We start from the raw sequence: 23,537 nt of genomic DNA on the forward strand, positions 1-23,537 counted from the left end.
ATTGTGTAAAAAACAAAAAAAGCAGAGGACGTCCCCTGCTTAACATGACTTTTTATTAAGCGAATCAATTTCATCCGGTTCACTTCAAGTAAAAAACATACGTTCATAAATAGATATCCATAAAATATAAATGGAATGCAAAAAAATAATTTTGCACAATTAAGTAATCGTTCGTTTTTTAATTCTCCATAATACAATGTAAAATCGACTCAAGTAAGTAGATCTCACCTAATCACAAGCTTAATTTAAGATCTTGATCTTTACGCTCTTCCTGCCCCAGCGATAAGCAGCCGACTTGGAAGAAAAGAATACATCAACCTTGTTCCCTTTTATAGCTGAGCCTGTATCAGCTGCGACAGCATAGCCATAACCTTCAACATAGACCTTTGTTCCTAAAGGAATTACGCTTGGGTCGACAGCAATGATCTTCGCGTTCGGGTTCGCCTTTAAATTAAATCCTGTAGCTGTTCTTCCTGAACAACCATTACAGTTAGCGGTATAAGCTGTAGAGCTTACGGTGAACTCTTTACTAACATTATCATTTGTTCCACGAGATACCGTTTGAGCAATAACTTTCGTACCAACAGCTACTACTTTATCCTTCTTTTCCTTCAAAGTAGACTCTTTGACCAGTTCTCGAGACACTTCTTTACCGTTTTCAAGAACCACTTCGTATTCTTTCTTAAGAAGTCCTTCTTGACCACTCGTTACGGTTTTTTCTGTTCCTTTGGTGAGACTACTGTCCTGCTTCGTGACAACAGCAAATTTTATTGGTTCTTCCACTACATCGGTGACTTTTTCAACTCGAATGACGTTAATAATAGCGTCTTCTTTGACTTTTTCATCCGTCTTTGGTTCAACTCGGTCTAATTCATTCAGTGTGATTCCTTGTTGTGATAAAAAGTCAGCGACCGTAGTCGAAGTGGACCATACTTGCTTTTCTTCTCCACCGTCATTCAGTGTTAAAGAGAAAGCTTTATCTATTTTGATTTGTAAATCATTTTTAATCTCTGTTTCAATCGTAGGATGAATTTGATCATGCTCGCCTAAAGTTACCTTTTGTTCTTTTAAAAATGCTTCAACCGTATCGGCTGTTGTCCAGACTTGTTTCGTTTCGTTTTCCTTAACTATCTGAACCTGCTTTGCTGGCTTCCATTCTACCTTTAGATTGTCTTTGACTTTCGTATTGGCAGATGGAGACACATAGTCTTCTGAGTGTAGAGAAATATCTAATTCCTCTAGTACTTCTTCAATCGTTCCTGCGTGTGTTTTAATCACTTTCTCTTGACCGTCTAGAGTTAATGCTACAGTTTTTTTCGTAGTTTCATAGAAAACAAATCCAAAAGCTGCAACAAACACTACGAAACTAGCTCCAATAACGGTTACTTTCTTTTTACTCAAAGACTTGGAAAACAGGTTTTTCATGTTTTTGATTACGATGAAAAACGCCTCCTTCTCTCTCGAGTGATTATATAGAACTTAACACGTGCATGTCAACCCTCCACTTCCCGAACATATTTCCTATTATGCGAAATATATCCAGAAAAGGAAAGAGGGACTTATCGACATGGTTATCCTATGAAGAAAAGGAGACATGTAGAACTTTTTAGAATCGGAATTGATTTGGACAAGCATCCATCTATTTCGACAGCATTCTATATCATATTATGGCGAATAATTTTTTCGCATTCGCGGTTGTAATTTCCGCAACTTCTTCATAGGAAATTCCCTTTAACTCCGCTATTTGTTCTGCCACAAGTTTGACATAACTTGGTTCATTTCTTTTTCCTCTGTATGGATGTGGTGCCAAGTAAGGGCAATCCGTTTCAATTAAAAGCTTATCTAACGGAATAGCCTCCGCTACTTCCTTTGGCTTTCTGGCATTTTTAAAAGTGACCGGTCCCCCTAATGAAATATAAAAGTTCATTTGTAGACATTCCTGGGCTACTTCCACACTTCCACTGAAGCAATGCATAATTCCACCGACTTCTGCAGCCCCCTCCTCTTTTAAAATGTCCACAATATCCGCTGTTGCTTCCCGATTATGAATGACGATCGGTAGTTTTACTCTCTTTGCTAGCTGGATTTGTTTCCGGAAGACCTCTTTTTGCACCTCTTTCGGTGATTTATCCCAATAATAATCCAAGCCCATCTCTCCAATCGCGACTACTTTAGGATGACTCGAAAGCTCCTCAATCCAAGCTAAATCCTCATCTGTCATATCAATCGCGTCTACAGGATGCCAACCAATACTTGCATACATAAAATCATATTGCTCAACCAATTCCATTGCTCTCGTGATCGTTGGACGGTCAAATCCAACAATAACCATATTTTCTACTCCGTTTTCCTGTGCCCTTGTAATAACTTCCTCTACATCATCTTCAAATTGTTCTGCGTTCAAATGGGCATGTGTGTCGAATAACATCAAAATTCTCCCTTCATTTCATATATTATTTTTCTGTTACAATCTTATCTTTTTCTTTTCTTTTTATCTTGTCGACCTATTGTTATTTTTGAAAAACATTAAAAATTCCCACACATTATTCTCATAAAGTTAATATTTACACCAAATCCTATTTTAACAACCTTCATTGTTATTCAAATTAAAGAAAACATAGAAACGTTTCGCGCTTATTGTTACACGTGAAACATTTCTATGCTCCTTTCAAAAACGATTATTTTACTCGTGCTCCGAGTGGGAGTGATTCTGCAATGGTTGCAAGTGATAATTCGCCATCCTTCGACCCTGCTAAAATCATCCCTTGAGAAAGTTCTCCACGAAGTTTAACAGGCTTTAAGTTGGTCACACATACAACTTTTCGACCGACAAGTTGTTCAGGTTTATAAAATTGAGCAATCCCCGATACAACTTGGCGTTTCTCATAGCCTAAGTCTAGTTGAAGCTTTAGCAATTTATCTGCTTTCTTCACAGGCTCTGCGGCTAACACTTGTGCCACACGTAAATCGACTTTCATAAAGTCATCAATCGTAATTTCTTCACTTTCTGGAACTTCTTCTTTTTTCTCTTCCACTGGAGTAGGAGCAGAACCTTGCATTTTTTCCTTTATAAAAGCGACCTCTTCTTCAATATCTAGACGAGGGAATAGAGGATTTCCTTTTGCTACCTTAACTCCTTCTCCAATCACTCCAAATGTCTCTAAGCTTTCCCATGTGGTTAAAGCCTCTGCCACACCAAGCTGTTCAAAGATTCCTTTAGGTGTTCTTGTTAAGAACGGTTGTAGCATAATCGCCACTCTTCTTAAAGACTCAGCCAAATGGACCATCACAGAACCCAATGGTTCCATTTTTTCTTCTTTTGCTAACACCCATGGTTGTGTTTCATCTATATATTTGTTCGTACGACTCACAAGCTGCCATAAGGAAGTTAGCGCTACAGAGAATTCCATATTCTCCATTGCTTCCTCATATTTTTGCACTGTATCTAGGTTTACTTGAAGAAGTTGCTGGTCAAACTCTCCTTCTGATCCTTTGTAAGCAGGTATCATTCCATCAAAGTAGCGGTCGATCATCGCTACCGTACGATTGAGAAGATTTCCCAAATCATTCGCTAAATCAAAATTGATTCTTTCGACAAACCCTTCTGGTGTAAAGACCCCATCCGCTCCAAATGGAACTTCACGAAGCAAGTAATATCTAAGAGCATCTAATCCGTAGCGATCGATGAGTGTTACCGGATCAACGACATTCCCTTTTGACTTAGACATTTTTCCGTCCTTCATCAATAGCCATCCATGGGCAAATACCTTTTTAGGAAGAGGTAAGTCTAATGCCATTAACATAATTGGCCAGTAAATCGTATGAAAACGGACAATTTCTTTTCCAACTAAATGAAAGTCCGCAGGCCAATACTTATTGTATTTGCTTTCATCATCTGTCCCGTATCCTAATGCCGTAATATAATTAGAAAGAGCGTCAATCCATACATAAATCACATGCTTAGGATTACCAGGAACTTTAATCCCCCAGTCAAAAGTCGTTCTCGAAACAGCTAAATCTTCTAGACCAGGTTTAATGAAATTATTAATCATCTCATTTTTACGAGATTCCGGTTGAATGAATTGTGGATTCTCTTCATAATATTGAAGCAAACGATCCGCGTATTTACTAACCTTGAAAAAATACGATTCTTCCTTTACTTTTTCCACTGGTCTTCCGCAATCAGGACACTTTCCTTCATTTAATTGTCTTTCCGTAAAGAATGACTCACATGGCGTACAATACATACCTTCATATTCATCTAAATAAATATCCCCCTGCTCGAGTAGTTGAGCAAAGATTTTTTCTACTACTATTTTATGACGATCTTGCGTTGTACGAATGAAATCGTCATAAGAGATATCAAGCTTTTTCCAAAGTTCTTGAATTCCTGATACAATCTCATCGACATATTCTTGGGGAGTAATCCCTTTTTCCTGAGCCTTTTGTTGAATTTTTTGCCCATGCTCATCCGTTCCCGTTAAGTACATTACATCATATCCACGCAAACGCTTATAACGAGCCATTGCATCACCTGCAACTGTCGTATAGGCATGACCAATATGTAAGTTTCCACTTGGATAATAAATCGGCGTTGTTAAATAAAACGTCTTAGATTGTTCCACTATAATGGTCCCTCCTCATAGGGAATTAAAATTAATTTGCCATGTTATAGGCTTTTAGAATGGCAGAAAGTCTGCATTTTCCTTTTCGATAGAAGCAACCTATCAAAATTATCTATAAAATTTAGAAAAAAATGGACGAGTTGTGTTTAACTGGAACATTATTGGGGTAAATTTTACAATAATCAACAACCTTTGGAATATAGGTTATTTGCTGATAGATAAATAAATGTAATTTTGAGTCCAGTACACTCGTCATCATTACCTATTCTATCATCAAAATATACATAAAAATAAGAAAATGTGCAACCAGATCATCCTTTTAAGGAGGTGCTCATTTATATAATGATCGTTTATTTCCAAAATATTATTTCATTGATAATAAAAGGACCTCCAAAAACATTCTATTATTTTCAAACTATGTCGCATATGACGCGAAATTACAGATTCATATTATTCCATAAATTACTAAAATAATGATTACAAAATTATTGACGTTTATGGGAATAACTGTTATTATTGATTTAGGAAGAAATTTGTCGAATAATGACGAAAATAGATAAATAGAGAAAAATTTTTTGGAGATTGAGAGGAGATTTTATTATGAAATCTACAGGTATTGTTCGTAAGGTTGATGAACTTGGTCGTGTGGTTATTCCGATCGAATTAAGACGTACATTAGGAATTGCAGAAAAGGACGCACTAGAAATTTATGTAGATGACGAGCGCATTGTTTTAAAGAAATATAAGCCTAACATGACTTGTCAAGTTACAGGTGAAGTTTCTGATGATAATGCAACATTTGCAGATGGCAAGCTTATTTTAAGCCGTGAAGGCGCTGAAAAGCTATTAAAAGAAATTCAAGACGCTTTCCAAACAGCAAAAGCTTAATCAAGATTTAACCCAATAGTTAAGGCTTCTTTTCACAAGAAGCCTTTTTGTTTTGGTCCTCATTCCTCGATGTGATAGGCATGATAGACATCTCTTTTATTCATATTGCGATCCTTCGCTGTTTGCTTAATGGCATCTTTTGATGATAGTCCCTGTTCAGTCATATAATGCTCAATATGTTCCTGAATCGTTTGTCCTTCCCACCAAATATCGGTTTCTTCCATTCGCTCATGACGCCCTTCTATAATAAGGCAAAATTCCCCACGAACCTCGCCATTTGAGGCCCATTCAAGTACTTCACTTATCGTTCCACGAATAAATTCTTCATACCGTTTTGTTAATTCTCGGCATATGGAGATTTGACGTTCACCAAATACATCATAAATTTGCTGGAGTGTCTCTTTCAAACGATGGGGAGATTCATATAAAATGACGGTCGACATCAGTTTCGATAGCTCTTCAAGCTCAGCCACTTTTTCCTTCTTTTGTCTCGGTAAAAATCCGTAAAAAAAGAAGGGCTGTGTTGCTAAGCCAGATGCAATAAGAGCAGTTAAAGCTGCATTTGCCCCTGGTAGTGGAACGACGGTTAATTGTTCATTCGTTGCAGCGACAACCAATTCATAGCCTGGGTCGGAAATCGTTGGCATTCCTGCATCACTAACTAAAGCTATTTTTTCCCCTGCTTTAAGCCTTTCAATGAGCTTTGCCCCGCTCGTTTCTTTATTATGCTCATGATAACTAACGACAGGTGTAGAAATCTCGAAATGATTACATAACTTTTTTGTATTTCTCGTATCCTCTGCTGCTATGTAATCACTTTCTTTTAATAGCCGAACGGCACGGAAGCTCATATCCTCCAAATTCCCAATCGGAGTTGGAATTAAATATAAGATCCCCTTCTCTTGTTCATTTTCAAAGCTTTTTTGTTGCCACATGTTTTTTCACCCTACCCTTATTTACTGCTTGTCCCCATACAGGATATCCTTTATCTCAGGCGTGTACTCATTATTGTCATCATAAACGACTAAAGGAGGGAGAATTTTTAAATCTGCTTTCCCATCTTTAATCGCTTCTACTAAAAGAGTATTCGCTTCTTTCCCATGTTTCGGGTAGACCAATTGAATTCTCTTTGGTTCCAAACGATATTGCCGCATCAAGGTGATTATGTCTAATAATCTTCCTGGTCGATGAACAAAAGCAACCTTTCCACCTTGTTTTACGAGCTGGCTCGATACACGAATCGTATCCTCTAATGTACAAAAAATTTCATGCCGTGCAATGGCTAAATGCTCATTCTCATTGATTTCCTCATTCGATGGTGTTGGGAAATAAGGCGGATTGCATGTAACCACATCAAATTTCCCCATCCCTAATTGACTCGGCATATCCTTTATATTTCCATGAATCATTTGTAAGCGATGATCCAATTCATTATACTGAAAGCTTCTTTTCGCCATATCATATAAACGCTCTTGAATTTCAACACCTGTTATTTCCCCTTTTGTTCTCGTACTTAAAAAAAGGGGAATGACACCATTTCCACTACATAAATCAATTAAATTCCCTTTTTGAATGGGGACATAGACAAATCTGGCGAGCAATACGGCATCCAATGAAAAAGCGAACACCGACGGACTTTGAATAATCCGTATGTCCTCTGCTAATAAATAATCCAAACGCTCATCATCTTTTAATGGAACCATTCTTTTTCCTCCAGGTTCTTTTTTCAAATCTAAAAAAATAGTCTCCCTAAAAGGAAGACCACATTACTTTTTATTAAGAAAAGATAAGCAAAAAAGACAATCGCCTTCTTTACGAGGACTACCAAAATGCAAATTACAGATGTGGAAGCCTTCCTGATAAAGCCTTGCTAAATTATCATATCCTTCCCCAATATCAACTGCTTTCTCATCAGGTTGCCCAGCAACAGATTTCTTTTGCTGTTGACCCTGATTTTTTTTCCCAGTGTTAGAGGTATGCTCCAGCCGACGTCTTAGATGATCATTCTCTAGCTTTAACGAGTTATTTTCTTCGAGAATTTCTGCTAAATGCTCTTTTAACTCACCAAGCTGCTGATACAGCTGTCCAATCTGTACTTCCATATTACTCACTGAATCAAAGATTTCCTTTTTATTCACGCCTTCCACCTCTATCGTCCGTGGATCTCCTACATAGCGCCTTCCTTTAATATTTCATCCAGTGTATATTCGAGGACACGCTCTTGATCTATCATTTCTACTTGTAAAATTCGTTCCAAAATATTTAATCCAACCACTTTCCCTAATCCTGCTGGGGTACCTATGATTTCACCCACATCAGGTAGCTGTTCCTTAGCGGTCTCATACTCATCATTTTCATACTTTAAACAGCACATAAGCCGACCACATAACCCAGATATTTTCGTTGGATTAAGAGATAGGTTTTGATCCTTCGCCATTTTGATTGACACTGGCTCAAAGTCCCCTAAAAAGCTAGAGCAACAAAGCATACGACCACAAGGTCCGATTCCGCCTAACATTTTGGCCTCATCTCGTACACCGATTTGCCTTAACTCAATCCGCGTTCTAAAAATCGCGGCCAAATCCTTAACAAGCTCTCTGAAATCAACCCGTCCATCCGCTGTAAAATAGAAAATAACCTTATTGCGGTCAAAGGTATATTCCACATCTACTAGCTTCATATCAAGTTGATGTAAGTTAACCTTCTCACAACAAACCTCATACGCTTCTTTGGCAGACTGTTTGTTTTCTTCAACGATAAGCCGATCCTTTTGATCTGCAATTCTCAGAACTTTTTTAAGTGGGAGAACCACATCGTGTTCCTCGACCTGCTTTGGGCCGATGACCACTCGACCGTACTCAACTCCCCTAACCGTCTCCACAATGACGAAATCGTCCTTTTGAATTAAGAGATCTCCGGGATCAAAATAATAGATTTTCCCCGCTTTTTTAAAGCGGACTCCCACTACATTATACAAATGATGATCCCTCCTGCAATTGTAACACGAGCTGCTCCAATAGCAGCTGTGGATTCATATTTGCATGCAACCTTCTTTTTGCATTCAAAATAGCGGTCATTTGATTGGCCAACCTTTTTGCAGAAGTTTGCAGTGCAAATTGTTCGAGACGATCTCTTTCGTCCAAATAAACAACCTGGTTTTGCTTTCCAAGTTGTATATATAATAAATCCTTCAGAACAAGAAGTAATAAATCTAGCCCCTGATCGTATTGTTCTTTATCTTTAAAATGTAAGAACCAATCTTCTTGAAGAGACACTAACGCCTCCAATGGATTCTTTCTTAGCACTTCATATAATTTTAACACTATTTTTTGGGCTTGTGCAAACCATTCATCATTACTTAGTGCAAGTCCTTCATCCAAATTATTGGTAAGCTGGGCAATTATAGGGGCTTTTTTTTCCGAAACTCCCCGTTCTACTAGTTTCTGTATGAGTTGGTCTGAAGATAGTTGCTTAAACGTGACAATTTGACATCGAGAAAGAATCGTCGGCAATATTTTCTGAGCTTGTTCTGTTAATAAAATGGCTGTCGTTTCAGAGGTCGGCTCCTCAAGAAATTTTAATAGACTGTTAGCAGCATTTACCGTCATCCGATCAGCATGAACAATCGTATACACCTTTTTCTTCGACTCTACTCCAGTCTTGGCAAACTCCTCCTGAAGGGACTGAATTTGTTGTTTTTTAATGGAGGCACCATCAGGCTCCACAATATGGATATCCGGATGGTTTCCACTATTAATTCGCCTGCAGTTATGACAAGCTTCACACGGAATATATCCATCAACTGGATGCGTACAGAATAAACTTTTTGATAAGAGGAGACTGACATCCTTTTTCCCTGTCCCCCGCATTCCTTCAAATAAATACGCGTGGGCTAACCGACCTTTTTTTATACTATTCTTCAACATTTTCAAAACGGTTGGTTGGATCGTTTCATAGCTTTCCCACGTGTTCAAATCGATCAACTCACTTACTTATTTATTAGTGGTACGTTAAAAATTGTGAAATTGTTCAATTGGGAGTACAAATACAGTAGCTCCCCCCACTTCAACCTCAACAGGATACGGAACATAGGAGTCCGCACTTCCCCCCATCGGAGAAACAGGTGCTACTAGCTGGTCTCTTGATTGACAGTTGTCCTTAATCACTTGTAACGCTTTATCGACGCGTATATCTTCTGTTCCAATCAAGAAAGTTGTATTACCAGATTTCAAAAATCCACCCGTACTTGCTAGCTTCGTTGCTCTAAAATTATGATCGACAAGTGAGCTTGATAACCGATTGCTATCTTGATCCTGTACAACTGCAATAATTAACTTCATTCCATCAACTCCTTAGTATCCATTTTTATTATGTTTATTATAACAGGAATTTCTATGAATGAATTTCTTAAAGGGTAATGCCTGCTCAATTTTTTCTACAAAATTAAAATTTCCGGCTTTGAACAAGCATGTCTACTTCTTTATATGCTTCTTCAAATACGGCATCCAGCGATTGTTCAGCATTTATTTTTCTAATTCTTTCTGGAAATATTTTCAAAAGAATTTGATATCCTTCTCGGACTGCTTCGTGAAATTGAAGTTCTTCTAAATCTAAACGGTTCACTTCTCTTTCATCACTCCTGCTAATTCTTTCTAGCCCTACCTTTGGATCAATATCAAAATATAAGGTTAGATTCGGCATCATATCATCAATCGCAAATTGATTAATGCTGTACACCTCATCAATCCCTAATTTCCGGGCATAGCCTTGATATGCTAATGAGCTATCTACGAAACGGTCACATAACACGACATAGCCCTCTTCTAAAGCAGGCTGTACCTTCTCCACTAAATGCTGTCTCCGTGCCGCTGCATACAATAGAGCCTCTGTTCTTGAATCCATAGCCGTATTGCTTTTATCTAAAATCACTTTTCTGATTTGTTCTGCGATCTCAATACCACCAGGCTCCCTAGTGTGTAATACCTTTATCCCTTCTTTTTGAAACCTTTCGGCAAGTCGGTTTAATATCGTCGTTTTACCAGCTCCCTCTGGACCTTCTAATGTAATAAACAAACCTCTAGTCATTGTTATCCTCCAATTTATGAAAAACCTTCATCTTTTCTTCTGTAAGTGTTTCTCCCCCTTGAAATCTTGCGCCAGATTCGAGCAAATACAGTAGACCCTCTACTTCTGCCTTTGCGATCTTCTCTCCGCGTAGCAATAAGGGAATTCCAGGGGGGTACGGAATAATCGTCTCTGCACATATGTAACCAATCGATTCTTGTATCGGTATTAATTCTTCCTTCTGTGATTGTACACGATAAAGAGTTGAAATTCTTTCCTTTTTAAAATAATGAGCGTCTTCCCTTGAACCTTTTTTTCGAATTGGTAGCTCTTTTAATTTTGCAATAATATCTTCGAACGGAAATTTGTCATTCTTTTTTAAAAGGGGAAGGACAAACAGAACATTATTCGGATCAGCCATTTCTGAGAAAATCCCTTTTTCTTCAAAAAATTGCTGTAATTCATAACCTGTATAGCCGCAACGTGATTGGATAGTTAGCTTTAGCGGATCTCCATTTTGATTCGGATAATCTAACACTTTTAGGAATTCTAATGTTTCTAGTTCTTTTTTAAAGTGCCCAACGGTTTCCTTAAAATAGAGTTCATCCTCTTTTGTATAAGTTCCAATATAATTTCTCGCAAGATCTAAGGAGGCCATAATCGGATAAGAAGGGCTACTTGATTGTAACATCCCTAGATAGTGGGCTACTCTCTTTGTAGAAACGTACTGACTATTAATATGTAAAAAGGAACCCATCGTCATTGCAGGCAATGTTTTATGGGCAGACTGCACCACCACATCGGCACCTAATTGAACAGCTGATGGCGGGAAACCCTCTGCTCCAATAAAATGCGCCCCATGTGCCTCATCAACCAATACTGGAATATCGTGGCTATGAGCAAACTCGATAATCTCTTTCAGGTCATACGTCATCCCGTAATAATTCGGATACGTCAATACGATCGCGCGACATTCTGGATAGCGTTCATATGCTTCCTTAATGGTTTCCAGCGTGACTCCTCCAGCCACCTTCCATTCTCGCTCATATTCTGGACCTAATAGAACTGGATTTGCCTTCGTAAGCTCCAACCCGTTAAGAATGGATTTATGACAGTTTCTCTGAATAAAAACGGGCTCTCCTTCCTCAAGCGTCGCTAGCATCATGGCAAGATTCCCTACCGTCGTACCATTCACTAAAAAAAAGCTTTTTGACACATTATAAACGTCAGCTAATAACGTCTCAGCTTTTTCAATCACTCCTTCTGGAGCATGCAAATCGTCTAAACCTGTTAACTCTGTCGCATCAATATGTAAAATTCCTTGAAAAAAATTATTATTCTTCATTAATAAGCCGTTTTTATGTCCAGGCACGTGCAAGGAGATCGGCTTTCTTTTATAAAACATCTCTAATGCCGTATATAACGGGGTATCATGTTGATTCAACTCTCATCACCATCTCGGCTCTCCTGATTTCCATCACTCGTCTATTTTATCGTAAAAACTACTCCCGTTACAATTTAATCAAAAATCTTGAAGGAAGACATACAATGTATGCTGCTTCCTAACATACACTAAATTAACATCTTCATTGAGTACTTCATGTACATTTGGAACTCCTTAGAGAATGAGAATATTCTAAAAATTGTTATATATTGGGGGATTCATGGGCAGAATAGTTTTGTGGAGGTGGAGTCATAATGAGTACATTATTAAAAAAACAACCTGGGGAAACATGCTGTGTCATCTGCGAGCAATTCAAATGGAAAGGAATTTATTTATATACATCCTTTATCTGCTCTGATTGTGAAAAAAGTATTATTTCTACAGAAACGAGCGACCCTCAATATAAATTCTACCTAAAAAAAATGCGAAAAATCAATTCACCAGAAATTTACTCTTAAAAACTCCTTGAATGGGGTTTTTTTATTTTGGATTTAAGCGGGAACTCTTTTTTGTATACTTGCATGAACGGGTACTTACGGACTTTTTTCTCTTTTGATTTCAGCTTCGGCTGCTCTAGCTTGTCCTCATTGACCTTCTTATGAGGACAATCTTTCCTCGTTTTCGCCTGACTTTGTCCTCATGAACCCCTTATGAGGACAAACTTTCCTGATTTTCACCTGACTTTGTCCTCATGAACTCTCTATGAGGACAATCTTTCTTGGATTTTGCCTGACTTTGTCCTCATGAACACCCTATGAGGACAAACTTTCTTGGATTTCGCTTGGCTTTGTCCTCATGAACTCTCTATGAGGACAAACTTTCCTGATTTTCTCCTGGCTTTGTCCTCATGAACCCTCTATGAGGACAAACTTTCCTGATTTTCTCTCGGCTTTGTCCTCATGAACCCTCTATGAGGACAAACTTTCCTGATTTTCTCTCGGCTTTGTCCTCATGAACTCTCTATGAGGACATTCTTTCCTATCCAACCGCTGGAATCTGTTCTCATGAACACTTCATGAGACATACTTTCCTTACGAAACTACCCTTATCTTGTTTCATGGACCCCTCATATGACATACTTTTCCTCTAAAACCACTCTTTTCTTGTTTCATGAACCCTTCATGAGACATACTTTTCCTTTAAAACCACTCTTTTCTTGTCTCATGAACCCTTCATGAGACATACTTTTCCTTTAAAACTACTCTTTTCTTGTCTCATGAACTCCTCATGAGACATACTTTTCCTTTAAAACTACTCTTTTCTTGTCTCATGAACTCCTCATGAGACATACTTTCCTTACAAAACTACCCTTATCTTGTTTCGTGAACCCTTCTTGTGACACACTTTCCTTGCGAAATTACGCATTTCTTGCTCCATGAGCTCCTAATAAAAGACAAATCAAAAAAAGAGCACCCATCAAATGGATACTCTTTCGCTTTGCCCGGCAACGTCCTACTCTCACAAGGGGACAGCCCCTAACTACCATCGGCGCTGAGAAGCTTAACTTCCGTGTTCGGTATGGGAACGGGTGTGACCTTCTCGCTATCGCCACCGGACTATTTGATTGAAGTGACCTCTTTTGCTTGCGCAAAAAGGATTATACCTTCAAAACTAGATAATGAAAGAAGAATAGAAAACCGAATAATCAATTTGGTTAAGTCCTCGAACGATTAGTATCAGTCAGCTCCACGTGTCACCACGCTTCCACCTCTGACCTATCAACCTGATCATCTTTCAGGGTTCTTACTAGCTTACGCTATGGGAAATCTCATCTTGAGGGGGGCTTCATGCTTAGATGCTTTCAGCACTTATCCCTTCCGCACATAGCTACCCAGCGATGCTCTTGGCAGAACAACTGGTACACCAGCGGTGCGTCCATCCCGGTCCTCTCGTACTAAGGACAGCTCCTCTCAAATTTCCTACGCCCACGACGGATAGGGACCGAACTGTCTCACGACGTTCTGAACCCAGCTCGCGTACCGCTTTAATGGGCGAACAGCCCAACCCTTGGGACCGACTACAGCCCCAGGATGCGATGAGCCGACATCGAGGTGCCAAACCTCCCCGTCGATGTGGACTCTTGGGGGAGATAAGCCTGTTATCCCCGGGGTAGCTTTTATCCGTTGAGCGATGGCCCTTCCATGCGGAACCACCGGATCACTAAGCCCGACTTTCGTCCCTGCTCGACTTGTAGGTCTCGCAGTCAAGCTCCCTTGTGCCTTTACACTCTACGAATGATTTCCAACCATTCTGAGGGAACCTTTGGGCGCCTCCGTTACTCTTTAGGAGGCGACCGCCCCAGTCAAACTGCCCACCTGACACTGTCTCCCACCTCGATTAGAGGTGCGGGTTAGAATGTCAATACAGCCAGAGTAGTATCCCACCGACGCCTCCACCGAAGCTAGCGCTCCGGCTTCTCAGGCTCCTACCTATCCTGTACAAGCTGTACCAAAATTCAATATCAGGCTACAGTAAAGCTCCACGGGGTCTTTCCGTCCTGTCGCGGGTAACCTGCATCTTCACAGGTACTATAATTTCACCGAGTCTCTCGTTGAGACAGTGCCCAGATCGTTACGCCTTTCGTGCGGGTCGGAACTTACCCGACAAGGAATTTCGCTACCTTAGGACCGTTATAGTTACGGCCGCCGTTTACTGGGGCTTCAATTCAGAGCTTCGCGTAAGCTAACCCCTCCTCTTAACCTTCCAGCACCGGGCAGGCGTCAGCCCCTATACTTCGCCTTGCGGCTTCGCAGAGACCTGTGTTTTTGCTAAACAGTCGCCTGGGCCTATTCACTGCGGCTTTTCAGGGCTATTCACCCTAAAAAGCACCCCTTCTCCCGAAGTTACGGGGTCATTTTGCCGAGTTCCTTAACGAGAGTTCTCTCGCTCACCTTAGGATTCTCTCCTCGCCTACCTGTGTCGGTTTGCGGTACGGGCACCTGTTTTCTCACTAGAGGCTTTTCTTGGCAGTGTGGAATCAGGAACTTCGGTACTCTATTTCCCTCGCTATCACAGCTCAGCCTTTGCGGTAAACGGATTTTCCTGTTTACCAGCCTAACTGCTTAGACGCACATATCCAGCAGTGCGCTTACCCTATCCTCCTGCGTCCCCCCATCGCTCAAACAAAAACGAGGTGGTACAGGAATATCAACCTGTTGTCCATCGCCTACGCCTTTCGGCCTCGGCTTAGGTCCCGACTAACCCTGAGCGGACGAGCCTTCCTCAGGAAACCTTAGGCATTCGGTGGATGGGATTCTCACCCATCTTTCGCTACTCATACCGGCATTCTCACTTCTAAGCGCTCCACCAGTCCTTCCGGTCTAGCTTCAACGCCCTTAGAACGCTCTCCTACCGCGTACACCAACGGTGTACACCCACAGCTTCGGTGATACGTTTAGCCCCGGTACATTTTCGGCGCGGGGTCACTCGACCAGTGAGCTATTACGCACTCTTTAAATGGTGGCTGCTTCTAAGCCAACATCCTGGTTGTCTAAGCAACCCCACATCCTTTTCCACTTAACGTATACTTTGGGACCTTAGCTGGTGGTCTGGGCTGTTTCCCTTTTGACTACGGATCTTATCACTCGCAGTCTGACTCCCACGCTTAAGTACTTGGCATTCGGAGTTTGTCTGAATTCGGTAACCCGATGAGGGCCCCTAGTCCAAACAGTGCTCTACCTCCAAGACTCGTTTTTCGTGAGGCTAGCCCTAAAGCTATTTCGGAGAGAACCAGCTATCTCCAAGTTCGATTGGAATTTCTCCGCTACCCACACCTCATCCCCGCACTTTTCAACGTGCGTGGGTTCGGTCCTCCATTCAGTGTTACCTGAACTTCAACCTGGACATGGGTAGATCACCTGGTTTCGGGTCTACGACTACATACTAAAACGCCCTACTTAAGACTCGCTTTCGCTGCGGCTCCGTCTTCTCAACTTAACCTTGCATGCAATCGTAACTCGCCGGTTCATTCTACAAAAGGCACGCTATCACCCGTTAAAGGGCTCTAACTACTTGTAGGCACACGGTTTCAGGATCTCTTTCACTCCCCTTCCGGGGTGCTTTTCACCTTTCCCTCACGGTACTGGTTCACTATCGGTCACTAGGGAGTATTTAGCCTTGGGAGATGGTCCTCCCAGCTTCCGACGGGATTTCTCGTGTCCCGCCGTACTCAGGATCCACTCAAGAGGGAACGAAGTTTCAACTACAGGGTTGTTACCTTCTTTGACCAGCCTTTCCAGGCTTGTTCGTTTACTTCGTTCCTTTGTAACTCCGTATAGAGTGTCCTACAACCCCAAGAGGCAAGCCTCTTGGTTTGGGCTAATCCCGTTTCGCTCGCCGCTACTCAGGGAATCGCGTTTGCTTTCTCTTCCTCCGGGTACTTAGATGTTTCAGTTCCCCGGGTCTGCCTTCATTACCCTATGTATTCAGGTAAAGATATCATCCCATTACGAATGATGGGTTTCCCCATTCGGAAATCTCCGGATCAAAGCTTACTTACAGCTCCCCGAAGCATATCGGTGTTAGTCCCGTCCTTCATCGGCTCCTAGTGCCAAGGCATCCACCGTGCGCCCTTCATAACTTAACCATGCTGCGGCTTCCGATAAGCGGCGCATCTCTGCGTCAGCTCCCTCTCTGCGCTCCTCACGTACCAACTACGTACGTTCCGGTGCTCGTTCAGTCGCTTCCTTGATCTGCTTGCTTCTCGTAACCCTCGCGGTTTTTGTTTTGAAACTTAATCTCTAAACATATAGAGAGAAAAAACTAAAATGGCGATTACTCGGTAATTCTTGGTTCTTCTTCATTTCATTATCTAGTTTTCAAGGTACAATCATTCAATTTAAAAAATCCGCTTATAAAAGTTGAAGGAAAAACATTTTCACTTCACTTTGTTTTGCGAAAAATTAAGGAAGAATATTTTTACTTCACTACGTTACGTAAAAAATTCTTGGTGGAGCCTAGCGGGATCGAACCGCTGACCTCCTGCGTGCAAGGCAGGCGCTCTCCCAGCTGAGCTAAGGCCCCATTATAAGGATGGTGGGCCTAAATGGACTCGAACCATCGACCTCACGCTTATCAGGCGTGCGCTCTAACCAGCTGAGCTATAGGCCCATATAATGAGAATTTCATATTCAATTAGAGAGTGTTGCACTCTCAAAACTAAACAAATCATACGGCTTTTCTGACGAGTCAAAAAAGCTTCCATCAACGTTACGATTATGAGACATCTAAGTCTCCATATTCCTTAGAAAGGAGGTGATCCGAGCCGCACCTTCCGATACGGCTACCTTGTTACGACTTCACCCCAATCATCTGTCCCACCTTAGGCGGCTGGCTCCTAGTCCTTAATTTAGCTTCCTATTACATAGTAGTAAGAGGCTAAATTAAGGACCAGGTTACCCCACCGACTTCGGGTGTTACAAACTCTCGTGGTGTGACGGGCGGTGTGTACAAGGCCCGGGAACGTATTCACCGCGGCATGCTGATCCGCGATTACTAGCGATTCCGGCTTCATGTAGGCGAGTTGCAGCCTACAATCCGAACTGAGAATGGTTTTATGGGATTCGCTCCACCTCGCGGCTTCGCTGCCCTTTGTACCATCCATTGTAGCACGTGTGTAGCCCAGGTCATAAGGGGCATGATGATTTGACGTCATCCCCACCTTCCTCCGGTTTGTCACCGGCAGTCACCTTAGAGTGCCCAACTCAATGCTGGCAACTAAGATCAAGGGTTGCGCTCGTTGCGGGACTTAACCCAACATCTCACGACACGAGCTGACGACAACCATGCACCACCTGTCACTTATGTCCCCGAAGGGAAAGCCCTATCTCTAGGGATGGCATAAGGATGTCAAGACCTGGTAAGGTTCTTCGCGTTGCTTCGAATTAAACCACATGCTCCACCGCTTGTGCGGGCCCCCGTCAATTCCTTTGAGTTTCAGCCTTGCGGCCGTACTCCCCAGGCGGAGTGCTTAATGCGTTTGCTGCAGCACTAAAGGGCGGAAACCCTCTAACACTTAGCACTCATCGTTTACGGCGTGGACTACCAGGGTATCTAATCCTGTTTGCTCCCCACGCTTTCGCGCCTCAGCGTCAGTTACAGACCAAAGAGCCGCCTTCGCCACTGGTGTTCCTCCACATCTCTACGCATTTCACCGCTACACGTGGAATTCCGCTCTTCTCTTCTGCACTCAAGTTCCCCAGTTTCCAATGACCCTCCCCGGTTGAGCCGGGGGCTTTCACATCAGACTTAAGGAACCGCCTGCGCGCGCTTTACGCCCAATAATTCCGGACAACGCTTGCCACCTACGTATTACCGCGGCTGCTGGCACGTAGTTAGCCGTGGCTTTCTGGTTAGGTACCGTCAAGGTACCGGCAGTTACTCCGGTACTTGTTCTTCCCTAACAACAGAGTTTTACGATCCGAAAACCTTCATCACTCACGCGGCGTTGCTCCGTCAGACTTTCGTCCATTGCGGAAGATTCCCTACTGCTGCCTCCCGTAGGAGTCTGGGCCGTGTCTCAGTCCCAGTGTGGCCGATCACCCTCTCAGGTCGGCTACGCATCGTGGCCTTGGTGAGCCGTTACCTCACCAACTAGCTAATGCGCCGCGGGCCCATCTATAAGTGATAGCGAGAAGCCATCTTTCAGCTTAAGAACATGAGTTCAAAAGCATTATCCGGTATTAGCTCCGGTTTCCCGAAGTTATCCCAGTCTTATAGGCAGGTTGCCCACGTGTTACTCACCCGTCCGCCGCTAATTTTCGGGAGCAAGCTCCCTCAAATCCGCTCGACTTGCATGTATTAGGCACGCCGCCAGCGTTCGTCCTGAGCCAGGATCAAACTCTCCAAAAAAGAGTAAGAATTAGCTCTTAATTTAAAACATAATAAAACTAACGTTGGCTAGTTTCGGCTCCTAGCTTTTCGACCATTTCACTTCTTCTGTCAAAGTCTTTTGGACTTTTCCGCCAGAAGTTCCAATGTTTGTCGAAGCTGTACAGTCGCCTCCACTATTATTTGTTGACGTATGATTTGTTTAGTTTTCAAAGTGCAGTTATGATTTTTCACGCTAGTGAAAATATCTTTCATTAATTTTCCCGAAAGAAAATTTCTCTCAATCGCTCAGAGGCGACTTTATTAATATACCATTCTCACAATTAAATGTCAACATCTTTTTAAAAGTAGTTAACTTGTTATCTTGTGACGACTTTTAATATATTATCATCGTTCAGAACCGAAGTCAACAATTTTTATAAAATCCATGTATCAATCGCTACTAATGCAAATAATCCCGGAATCCCAAGGAATCCTGAAACAGCTGAGGTCGCTAAATTGATGGGAATATGAATCCCAAATTGATTTCCTAAAATGTTTAAGAAAAACAATAATAATGCACCGATTAATAATTTCACAACTCCTTGTCCAACCAAACGAATCGGTTTTAAAGGTGTACCCACTAAAAGAAAAATAACGATTAACCCTCCTATAAGGGCGATCACAACAACTGGTTCCAAAAAAATCCTCCTCCCATCAAAATCACCTATACTAAAATATGTACAAGTTCACAAAAAAATGACATGGGAGGAGCGATTTTATTTTCGGATATTAATTTTCCTTGATTTTGCTTCTTTTATTAAATAGAAGTATTTTGCCTCTGCAAGCTTGGCAGAACATAAAATTTCTTCTGAAGGATCAAAGCTTTTTTCTACTAATGATTTTTGATTTGTCCAATCTGCCCGAATTTCACTAAGTTGCCTTAAAAGCTTTTCATCAAATTCTTTGCGCAGCCAGCCTTTTCGTCGAAAAAACATGGTCATACCTCCGCTTGATCATTTACCCGTTCGTTTTCCAGATTTCAATAATCCTTAAACTTCTCTTCTACCTTCAAGTGCTTTGGACAAGGTAACCTCATCGGCGTATTCTAAATCGCCACCTACAGGTAAACCATGTGCAATTCTCGTGATTCTTATTCCTGAAGGCTTTAAAAGTCTTGAAATATACATCGCTGTTGCTTCTCCCTCAATATTGGGATTGGTAGCAAGAATAATTTCTTCAACCGTCTCATCTTGAAGCCTTTTTAATAAATCAGGAATATTGATATCTTCCGGACCAATTCCATCCATAGGTGAAATAGCCCCCTGTAGGACATGATAAAGTCCACCAAATTCCTTCATTTTTTCCATTGCGATGACATCCTTTGGATCTTGAACGACACAAATAACGGAACGATCCCGTCTTTCATCTGAACAAATATAACAAGGATCCTGATCAGTGATATGGCCACAAACGGAACAATAACTTAAATTTCTTTTTGCATTCACTAACGCCTTAGCAAAATCAAGAACGACGTCTTCCTTCATACTTAATACAAAAAATGCCAGACGAGCGGCCGTTTTTGGGCCGATACCTGGCAATTTCATAAAGCTGTCAATCAGCTTAGATATTGGTTCAGGATAATGCATATTTTTCCCTCCTAGAACATTCCTGGAAGGTTCATCCCTTTAGTGAATTGTCCCATTGTTTGATTTGTTAACTCATCTGCCTTTTTCAAAGCATCATTTGTTGCTGCTAAAACGAGATCCTGTAACATTTCGATATCTTCAGGATCGACTACCTCTTCCTTAATTTTTACTTCAAGGACTTCTTTATGACCGGAAACAATTACTGTGACCATACCGCCGCCAGCAGTACCTTCAATTTGCTTTTCTCCTAATTCTTCCTGAGCCTCTGCCATTTTCTTCTGCATCTTTTGCATTTGCTTCATCATATTTTGCATATTACCCATTCCACGCATATTATTCATTCCTCCATTAATCTTTTATTTCAATAAGAGTATCTCCAAATAATTTAACCGCTTCTGATACAATCGGATCATCCTCAGATGATGATTCCCCATCTAACTGGTCAGATTCATCATCTTTGTGCCCTTTCAGAAATTCTTCTCTAAGGTGAAGCCACTGTTCTTCTGGCACTCCAATAATTTGTAATCTCTTACCTGTTAACTCTTCAAATAACTTCGTTAAAACTTGTAGAAAGCTGGCATTTTCCATCGCCATTTGGCAATGAATTTCATATTTGAATTTAATGATAAAAGCACTCGTTGAAGCAGCTACTGGTTCAGCCTCATTTAGCAAGGCAGCCTGAGACCTCATTTGTTTTTGAGCGAGACGGCCCAGCATTTCACCCCAACGACCTTTAACAAGATTCAAGTCTGATTTTGTTGCTTCTTTTAAAATTTCGTTGATTCTCCCCGCAGGGGCTTGGAAGCCTTTGCGATTAACACGTTGAGGCTTCGGTTTAGACGCAGCCGGTGATTCATCGCTAACTTGTATTCCTTTTTCTTTCAGCTCTTGTAACTCTGACTCTAATTGTTCAAGCTTAGCTAATAGCTTTTCTACCTCATTCGATCCAGAGCTGGCTGCCTTTTCAAGCTGACATAACTTCACAATCGCCACTTCCAAGAAAATTCTCGGATGATTCGTCCAGCGCATTTCCTGTTGAGTTTTATTGAGAATATCGATGATTTCATAGATCTCTTCTTGTTCATTCGTTTTCGTTAGCTCTTGAAATTCTTCATCCAGCATCACTCGTTCCATTGATTCTTCCAATGTTGGAGCAGCTTTGTATAAGAGCATATCACGATAGAACAAAATAAAATCTTCAACAAATCTAGAAGGGTCTTTTCCTTGAAACAATAACTCTTCTAATGCGGACAGTCCTTCTGCTACATCCTTTTTCTTTATCGCTTGAGCCAAGCGATTGAGGAAATTTTGCGAAACGGCCCCAGTAACGGTTAACGCATCTTCCAACGTAACATGATCCTGACTAAAGGAGATAGCCTGATCTAATAAGCTTAAAGCATCTCGCATTCCACCTTCTGCCGCTCTTGCGACAACTTGCAACGCTTTATCCTCAACCTCGACACCTGTTTCATCGACAATCAACTTCATTCGATTAACGATTGCATTTGCCGAAATCCTTTTGAAATCAAAGCGTTGACAGCGAGACAAGATCGTTAGTGGAATTTTATGAGGCTCTGTTGTAGCTAAGATAAAAATAACATGCTTCGGTGGTTCCTCGAGTGTTTTAAGCAAAGCGTTAAAGGCACCGATGGAAAGCATATGAACTTCATCAATAATATAGACCTTATACTTAACGGAACTTGGTGCATACTTCACTTTGTCTCGGATGTCTCTGATTTCATCTACACCATTGTTGGATGCCGCGTCAATTTCAATGACGTCTGAAATGGAACCATCCGTTATTCCTCTACAAGATGGGCACTCATTACATGGTTCTTGAATAGGTGCTCTCTCACAATTTACCGCTTTTGCTAATATCTTTGCCGCACTTGTTTTTCCTGTTCCTCTTGGTCCAGAAAATAAATAAGCATGGGAAATCTTTTCCTGAAGCAGGGCGTTTTGTAGCGTTTTTGTCACATGCTCCTGCCCGACAACATCAAAGAACTGCTGCGGACGCCAAACACGATATAAAGCTTGATAACTCACAGACGCGCCCCCTTCATTTAACATATGTACGTTACTTTTTAAGCAACACAGAAATAGTCTCCCTCATTATACCTTAATTTTTTTCTAATGAAAAATAATCACTGGTTATGAATTTGGACAGAATACAAAAAAACTCACCCTAGTTCGGATGAGTCTGTGCATTCATATGTAAAACCGTGCACCTTTCGTCGACTGAAGTCCATAAGCGTTACTTAGGCAGTTAGCTCAGCTCAGGCAACCCTGCGGCACATGGGAGTGTCCACTTAATGCTGCTTCCTTCCGGACCTGACATGGTTCATGGATTCCCATTGCGCAGGACCCGAGCTTCAACACCACTTACCTAAGGCAGACCCTACAGAGCATCAGCCTCGGAAAGGAATTCAGTCTCGCTAGAGCGGATTGCGAGTACAGGGCACCGCTACCTCCCCACCTAGCACGGCATATACAAGTATACTAAGAATCAGACTGAAAATCAATCTTTAGCTTCTGTAAATTATTGTAAGTCCTTTTCCGTCGCTTTCTTTTTCTTTTTCTCTTCACGTAATTTCCGAAAGAAATCAGTGAGAAGTTGGCCACATTCTTCTTCAAGGATTCCTGACAAAACCTCACTTTGGTGGTTAAATCTTTGATCTTGTAAAAGGTTCATAAAAGTTCCAGCACACCCACCCTTCGGATCACTTGCTCCATAGACAACATTCTCTATCCTAGAAAGCATACTGGCCCCTGCACACATGGGGCAAGGTTCTAGGGTTGCGTAGAGAGTAGCCTTCTCCAATCTCCATTTGCCAAGCTTTTGACAGGCCTTATCAATGGCTAAAATCTCGGCATGAGCAATCGCCGATTGATTTGACTCCCTAAGATTATGTGCTCTTGCGATAATTTTACCATTAAGGACAATAACTGCTCCAATTGGTACTTCACCTAACTTCTCTGCTTCTTTTGCCTCTTCAATTGCTTCTTTCATAAATTTCTCATGAATTGAATATCCCATTATAAACTCCTTCATTCAAATAG

At 41.4% G+C, this 23,537-nt stretch carries 19 protein-coding genes, 2 tRNA genes, 3 rRNA genes and 1 other RNA gene; 2 read left to right on the plus strand and 23 right to left on the minus strand.

Annotation, left to right across the window (positions count from 1 at the left end; genetic code table 11):
• Positions 1 to 240: 240 nt before the first annotated feature.
• The 3 genes from AA0X71_RS00215 to metG all read right to left on the minus strand — a co-directional run bounded on the left by AA0X71_RS00215 (position 241) and on the right by metG (position 4,628).
• Entirely contained in the window at positions 241 to 1,425 is a 1,185-nt protein-coding gene (locus AA0X71_RS00215; protein ID WP_413357937.1) for a ubiquitin-like domain-containing protein, read from the minus strand.
• 235 nt (positions 1,426 to 1,660) lie between these two features.
• Positions 1,661 to 2,428: a TatD family hydrolase gene (locus AA0X71_RS00220; protein ID WP_413357939.1), complete on the minus strand. Its 768-nt coding sequence runs from the start codon at positions 2,426 to 2,428 to the stop codon at positions 1,661 to 1,663.
• A 250-nt stretch (positions 2,429 to 2,678) separates the two neighbouring features.
• Complete coding sequence (gene metG, locus AA0X71_RS00225) at positions 2,679 to 4,628, minus strand: methionine--tRNA ligase (protein WP_413362410.1); 1,950 nt, start codon at positions 4,626 to 4,628, stop codon at positions 2,679 to 2,681.
• A gap of 597 nt (positions 4,629 to 5,225) precedes the next feature.
• On the opposite strand from metG, the gene AA0X71_RS00230 reads away from it, so the two are divergent.
• Entirely contained in the window at positions 5,226 to 5,513 is a 288-nt protein-coding gene (locus tag AA0X71_RS00230; RefSeq protein WP_019157182.1) for an AbrB/MazE/SpoVT family DNA-binding domain-containing protein, read from the plus strand.
• A gap of 59 nt (positions 5,514 to 5,572) precedes the next feature.
• On the opposite strand, the gene rsmI is transcribed toward AA0X71_RS00230, so the two are convergent.
• The 8 genes from rsmI to AA0X71_RS00270 form a co-directional block, all read right to left on the minus strand.
• Complete coding sequence (gene rsmI / locus AA0X71_RS00235) at positions 5,573 to 6,448, minus strand: 16S rRNA (cytidine(1402)-2'-O)-methyltransferase (protein ID WP_413357941.1); 876 nt, start codon at positions 6,446 to 6,448, stop codon at positions 5,573 to 5,575.
• 21 nt (positions 6,449 to 6,469) lie between these two features.
• On the minus strand, positions 6,470 to 7,216 hold the full coding sequence (locus tag AA0X71_RS00240; protein WP_413357943.1) for a tRNA1(Val) (adenine(37)-N6)-methyltransferase: 747 nt from the start codon (positions 7,214 to 7,216) through the stop codon (positions 6,470 to 6,472).
• A 63-nt stretch (positions 7,217 to 7,279) separates the two neighbouring features.
• On the minus strand, positions 7,280 to 7,651 hold the full coding sequence (gene yabA, locus AA0X71_RS00245; protein WP_413357945.1) for a DNA replication initiation control protein YabA: 372 nt from the start codon (positions 7,649 to 7,651) through the stop codon (positions 7,280 to 7,282).
• A 29-nt stretch (positions 7,652 to 7,680) separates the two neighbouring features.
• Positions 7,681 to 8,490, minus strand: coding sequence for a stage 0 sporulation family protein (locus AA0X71_RS00250; RefSeq protein WP_019157186.1), 810 nt, complete (start codon positions 8,488 to 8,490; stop codon positions 7,681 to 7,683).
• The gene (gene holB, locus AA0X71_RS00255; RefSeq protein ID WP_413362412.1) at positions 8,483 to 9,439 is read right to left on the minus strand and encodes a DNA polymerase III subunit delta'; all 957 of its coding nucleotides are present in this window, start codon (positions 9,437 to 9,439) and stop codon (positions 8,483 to 8,485) included. Before holB ends, AA0X71_RS00250 begins: the two co-directional genes overlap by 8 nt.
• 84 nt (positions 9,440 to 9,523) lie before the next feature.
• Positions 9,524 to 9,853 carry a cyclic-di-AMP receptor gene (locus AA0X71_RS00260; protein ID WP_413357947.1) on the minus strand — a complete coding sequence of 110 codons (330 nt, stop codon included), beginning with the start codon at positions 9,851 to 9,853 and terminating at the stop codon, positions 9,524 to 9,526.
• A 103-nt stretch (positions 9,854 to 9,956) separates the two neighbouring features.
• The gene (gene tmk, locus AA0X71_RS00265; RefSeq protein WP_413357949.1) at positions 9,957 to 10,598 is read right to left on the minus strand and encodes a dTMP kinase; all 642 of its coding nucleotides are present in this window, start codon (positions 10,596 to 10,598) and stop codon (positions 9,957 to 9,959) included.
• Positions 10,591 to 12,021, minus strand: a complete 1,431-nt coding sequence (locus AA0X71_RS00270) for an aminotransferase class I/II-fold pyridoxal phosphate-dependent enzyme (RefSeq protein WP_413357951.1) — start codon at positions 12,019 to 12,021, stop codon at positions 10,591 to 10,593. Before AA0X71_RS00270 ends, tmk begins: the two co-directional genes overlap by 8 nt.
• Before the next feature lie 254 nt (positions 12,022 to 12,275).
• On the opposite strand from AA0X71_RS00270, the gene AA0X71_RS00275 reads away from it, so the two are divergent.
• Positions 12,276 to 12,479, plus strand: coding sequence for a sigma factor G inhibitor Gin (locus AA0X71_RS00275; protein WP_413357953.1), 204 nt, complete (start codon positions 12,276 to 12,278; stop codon positions 12,477 to 12,479).
• Between the two features lie 981 nt (positions 12,480 to 13,460).
• Here AA0X71_RS00275 and rrf read toward each other — a convergent pair.
• The 12 genes from rrf to tadA all read right to left on the minus strand — a co-directional run bounded on the left by rrf (position 13,461) and on the right by tadA (position 23,514).
• A 5S ribosomal RNA gene (rrf, locus tag AA0X71_RS00280) occupies positions 13,461 to 13,577 on the minus strand.
• Between the two features lie 94 nt (positions 13,578 to 13,671).
• Positions 13,672 to 16,606: ribosomal RNA gene (locus AA0X71_RS00285) — 23S ribosomal RNA — on the minus strand.
• Between the two features lie 361 nt (positions 16,607 to 16,967).
• Positions 16,968 to 17,043 (minus strand) — tRNA-Ala (locus AA0X71_RS00290).
• Between the two features lie 10 nt (positions 17,044 to 17,053).
• Positions 17,054 to 17,130, minus strand: a tRNA-Ile gene (locus AA0X71_RS00295).
• 137 nt (positions 17,131 to 17,267) lie between these two features.
• Positions 17,268 to 18,870, minus strand: a 16S ribosomal RNA gene (locus AA0X71_RS00300).
• Together the 16S, 23S and 5S rRNA genes with 2 tRNA genes alongside form the textbook arrangement of a ribosomal RNA operon.
• A 395-nt stretch (positions 18,871 to 19,265) precedes the next feature.
• Positions 19,266 to 19,529 carry a pro-sigmaK processing inhibitor BofA family protein gene (locus AA0X71_RS00305; RefSeq protein ID WP_413357955.1) on the minus strand — a complete coding sequence of 88 codons (264 nt, stop codon included), beginning with the start codon at positions 19,527 to 19,529 and terminating at the stop codon, positions 19,266 to 19,268.
• A gap of 78 nt (positions 19,530 to 19,607) precedes the next feature.
• Entirely contained in the window at positions 19,608 to 19,826 is a 219-nt protein-coding gene (locus AA0X71_RS00310; protein WP_413357957.1) for a YaaL family protein, read from the minus strand.
• Between the two features lie 54 nt (positions 19,827 to 19,880).
• Positions 19,881 to 20,477, minus strand: a complete 597-nt coding sequence (recR, locus tag AA0X71_RS00315; RefSeq protein ID WP_413357959.1) for a recombination mediator RecR — start codon at positions 20,475 to 20,477, stop codon at positions 19,881 to 19,883.
• Positions 20,478 to 20,488: 11 nt separating this feature from the next.
• Positions 20,489 to 20,809 carry a YbaB/EbfC family nucleoid-associated protein gene (locus tag AA0X71_RS00320; RefSeq protein WP_019157245.1) on the minus strand — a complete coding sequence of 107 codons (321 nt, stop codon included), beginning with the start codon at positions 20,807 to 20,809 and terminating at the stop codon, positions 20,489 to 20,491.
• 16 nt (positions 20,810 to 20,825) lie between these two features.
• Complete coding sequence (gene dnaX / locus AA0X71_RS00325) at positions 20,826 to 22,523, minus strand: DNA polymerase III subunit gamma/tau (RefSeq protein WP_413357961.1); 1,698 nt, start codon at positions 22,521 to 22,523, stop codon at positions 20,826 to 20,828.
• Between the two features lie 174 nt (positions 22,524 to 22,697).
• Positions 22,698 to 22,962, minus strand: an RNA gene (gene ffs, locus AA0X71_RS00330) — signal recognition particle sRNA large type.
• A gap of 54 nt (positions 22,963 to 23,016) precedes the next feature.
• A complete protein-coding gene (gene tadA, locus AA0X71_RS00335) occupies positions 23,017 to 23,514 on the minus strand; it encodes a tRNA adenosine(34) deaminase TadA (RefSeq protein ID WP_413357963.1) in 498 nt (165 codons plus the stop codon).
• Between the last annotated feature and the right edge of the window lie 23 nt (positions 23,515 to 23,537).

Origin of the sequence: Robertmurraya phoenicis (assembly GCF_047302285.1) — a bacterium.
Classification (GTDB): Bacteria; Bacillota; Bacilli; order Bacillales; family Cytobacillaceae; genus Robertmurraya.

Coding starts and splice junctions, on each gene's coding strand:
- AA0X71_RS00215 (WP_413357937.1), bottom strand. CDS start 1,425: ATGAAAAACCTGTTTTCCAAGTCTTTGAGTAAAAAGAAAGTAACCGTT.
- AA0X71_RS00220 (WP_413357939.1), bottom strand. CDS start 2,428: ATGTTATTCGACACACATGCCCATTTGAACGCAGAACAATTTGAAGAT.
- AA0X71_RS00230 (WP_019157182.1), top strand. CDS start 5,226: ATGAAATCTACAGGTATTGTTCGTAAGGTTGATGAACTTGGTCGTGTG.
- rsmI (WP_413357941.1), bottom strand. CDS start 6,448: ATGTGGCAACAAAAAAGCTTTGAAAATGAACAAGAGAAGGGGATCTTA.
- AA0X71_RS00240 (WP_413357943.1), bottom strand. CDS start 7,216: ATGGTTCCATTAAAAGATGATGAGCGTTTGGATTATTTATTAGCAGAG.
- holB (WP_413362412.1), bottom strand. CDS start 9,439: ATGTTGAAGAATAGTATAAAAAAAGGTCGGTTAGCCCACGCGTATTTA.
- AA0X71_RS00260 (WP_413357947.1), bottom strand. CDS start 9,853: ATGAAGTTAATTATTGCAGTTGTACAGGATCAAGATAGCAATCGGTTA.
- tmk (WP_413357949.1), bottom strand. CDS start 10,598: ATGACTAGAGGTTTGTTTATTACATTAGAAGGTCCAGAGGGAGCTGGT.
- AA0X71_RS00275 (WP_413357953.1), top strand. CDS start 12,276: ATGAGTACATTATTAAAAAAACAACCTGGGGAAACATGCTGTGTCATC.
- AA0X71_RS00310 (WP_413357957.1), bottom strand. CDS start 19,826: ATGTTTTTTCGACGAAAAGGCTGGCTGCGCAAAGAATTTGATGAAAAG.
- recR (WP_413357959.1), bottom strand. CDS start 20,477: ATGCATTATCCTGAACCAATATCTAAGCTGATTGACAGCTTTATGAAA.
- AA0X71_RS00320 (WP_019157245.1), bottom strand. CDS start 20,809: ATGCGTGGAATGGGTAATATGCAAAATATGATGAAGCAAATGCAAAAG.
- tadA (WP_413357963.1), bottom strand. CDS start 23,514: ATGGGATATTCAATTCATGAGAAATTTATGAAAGAAGCAATTGAAGAG.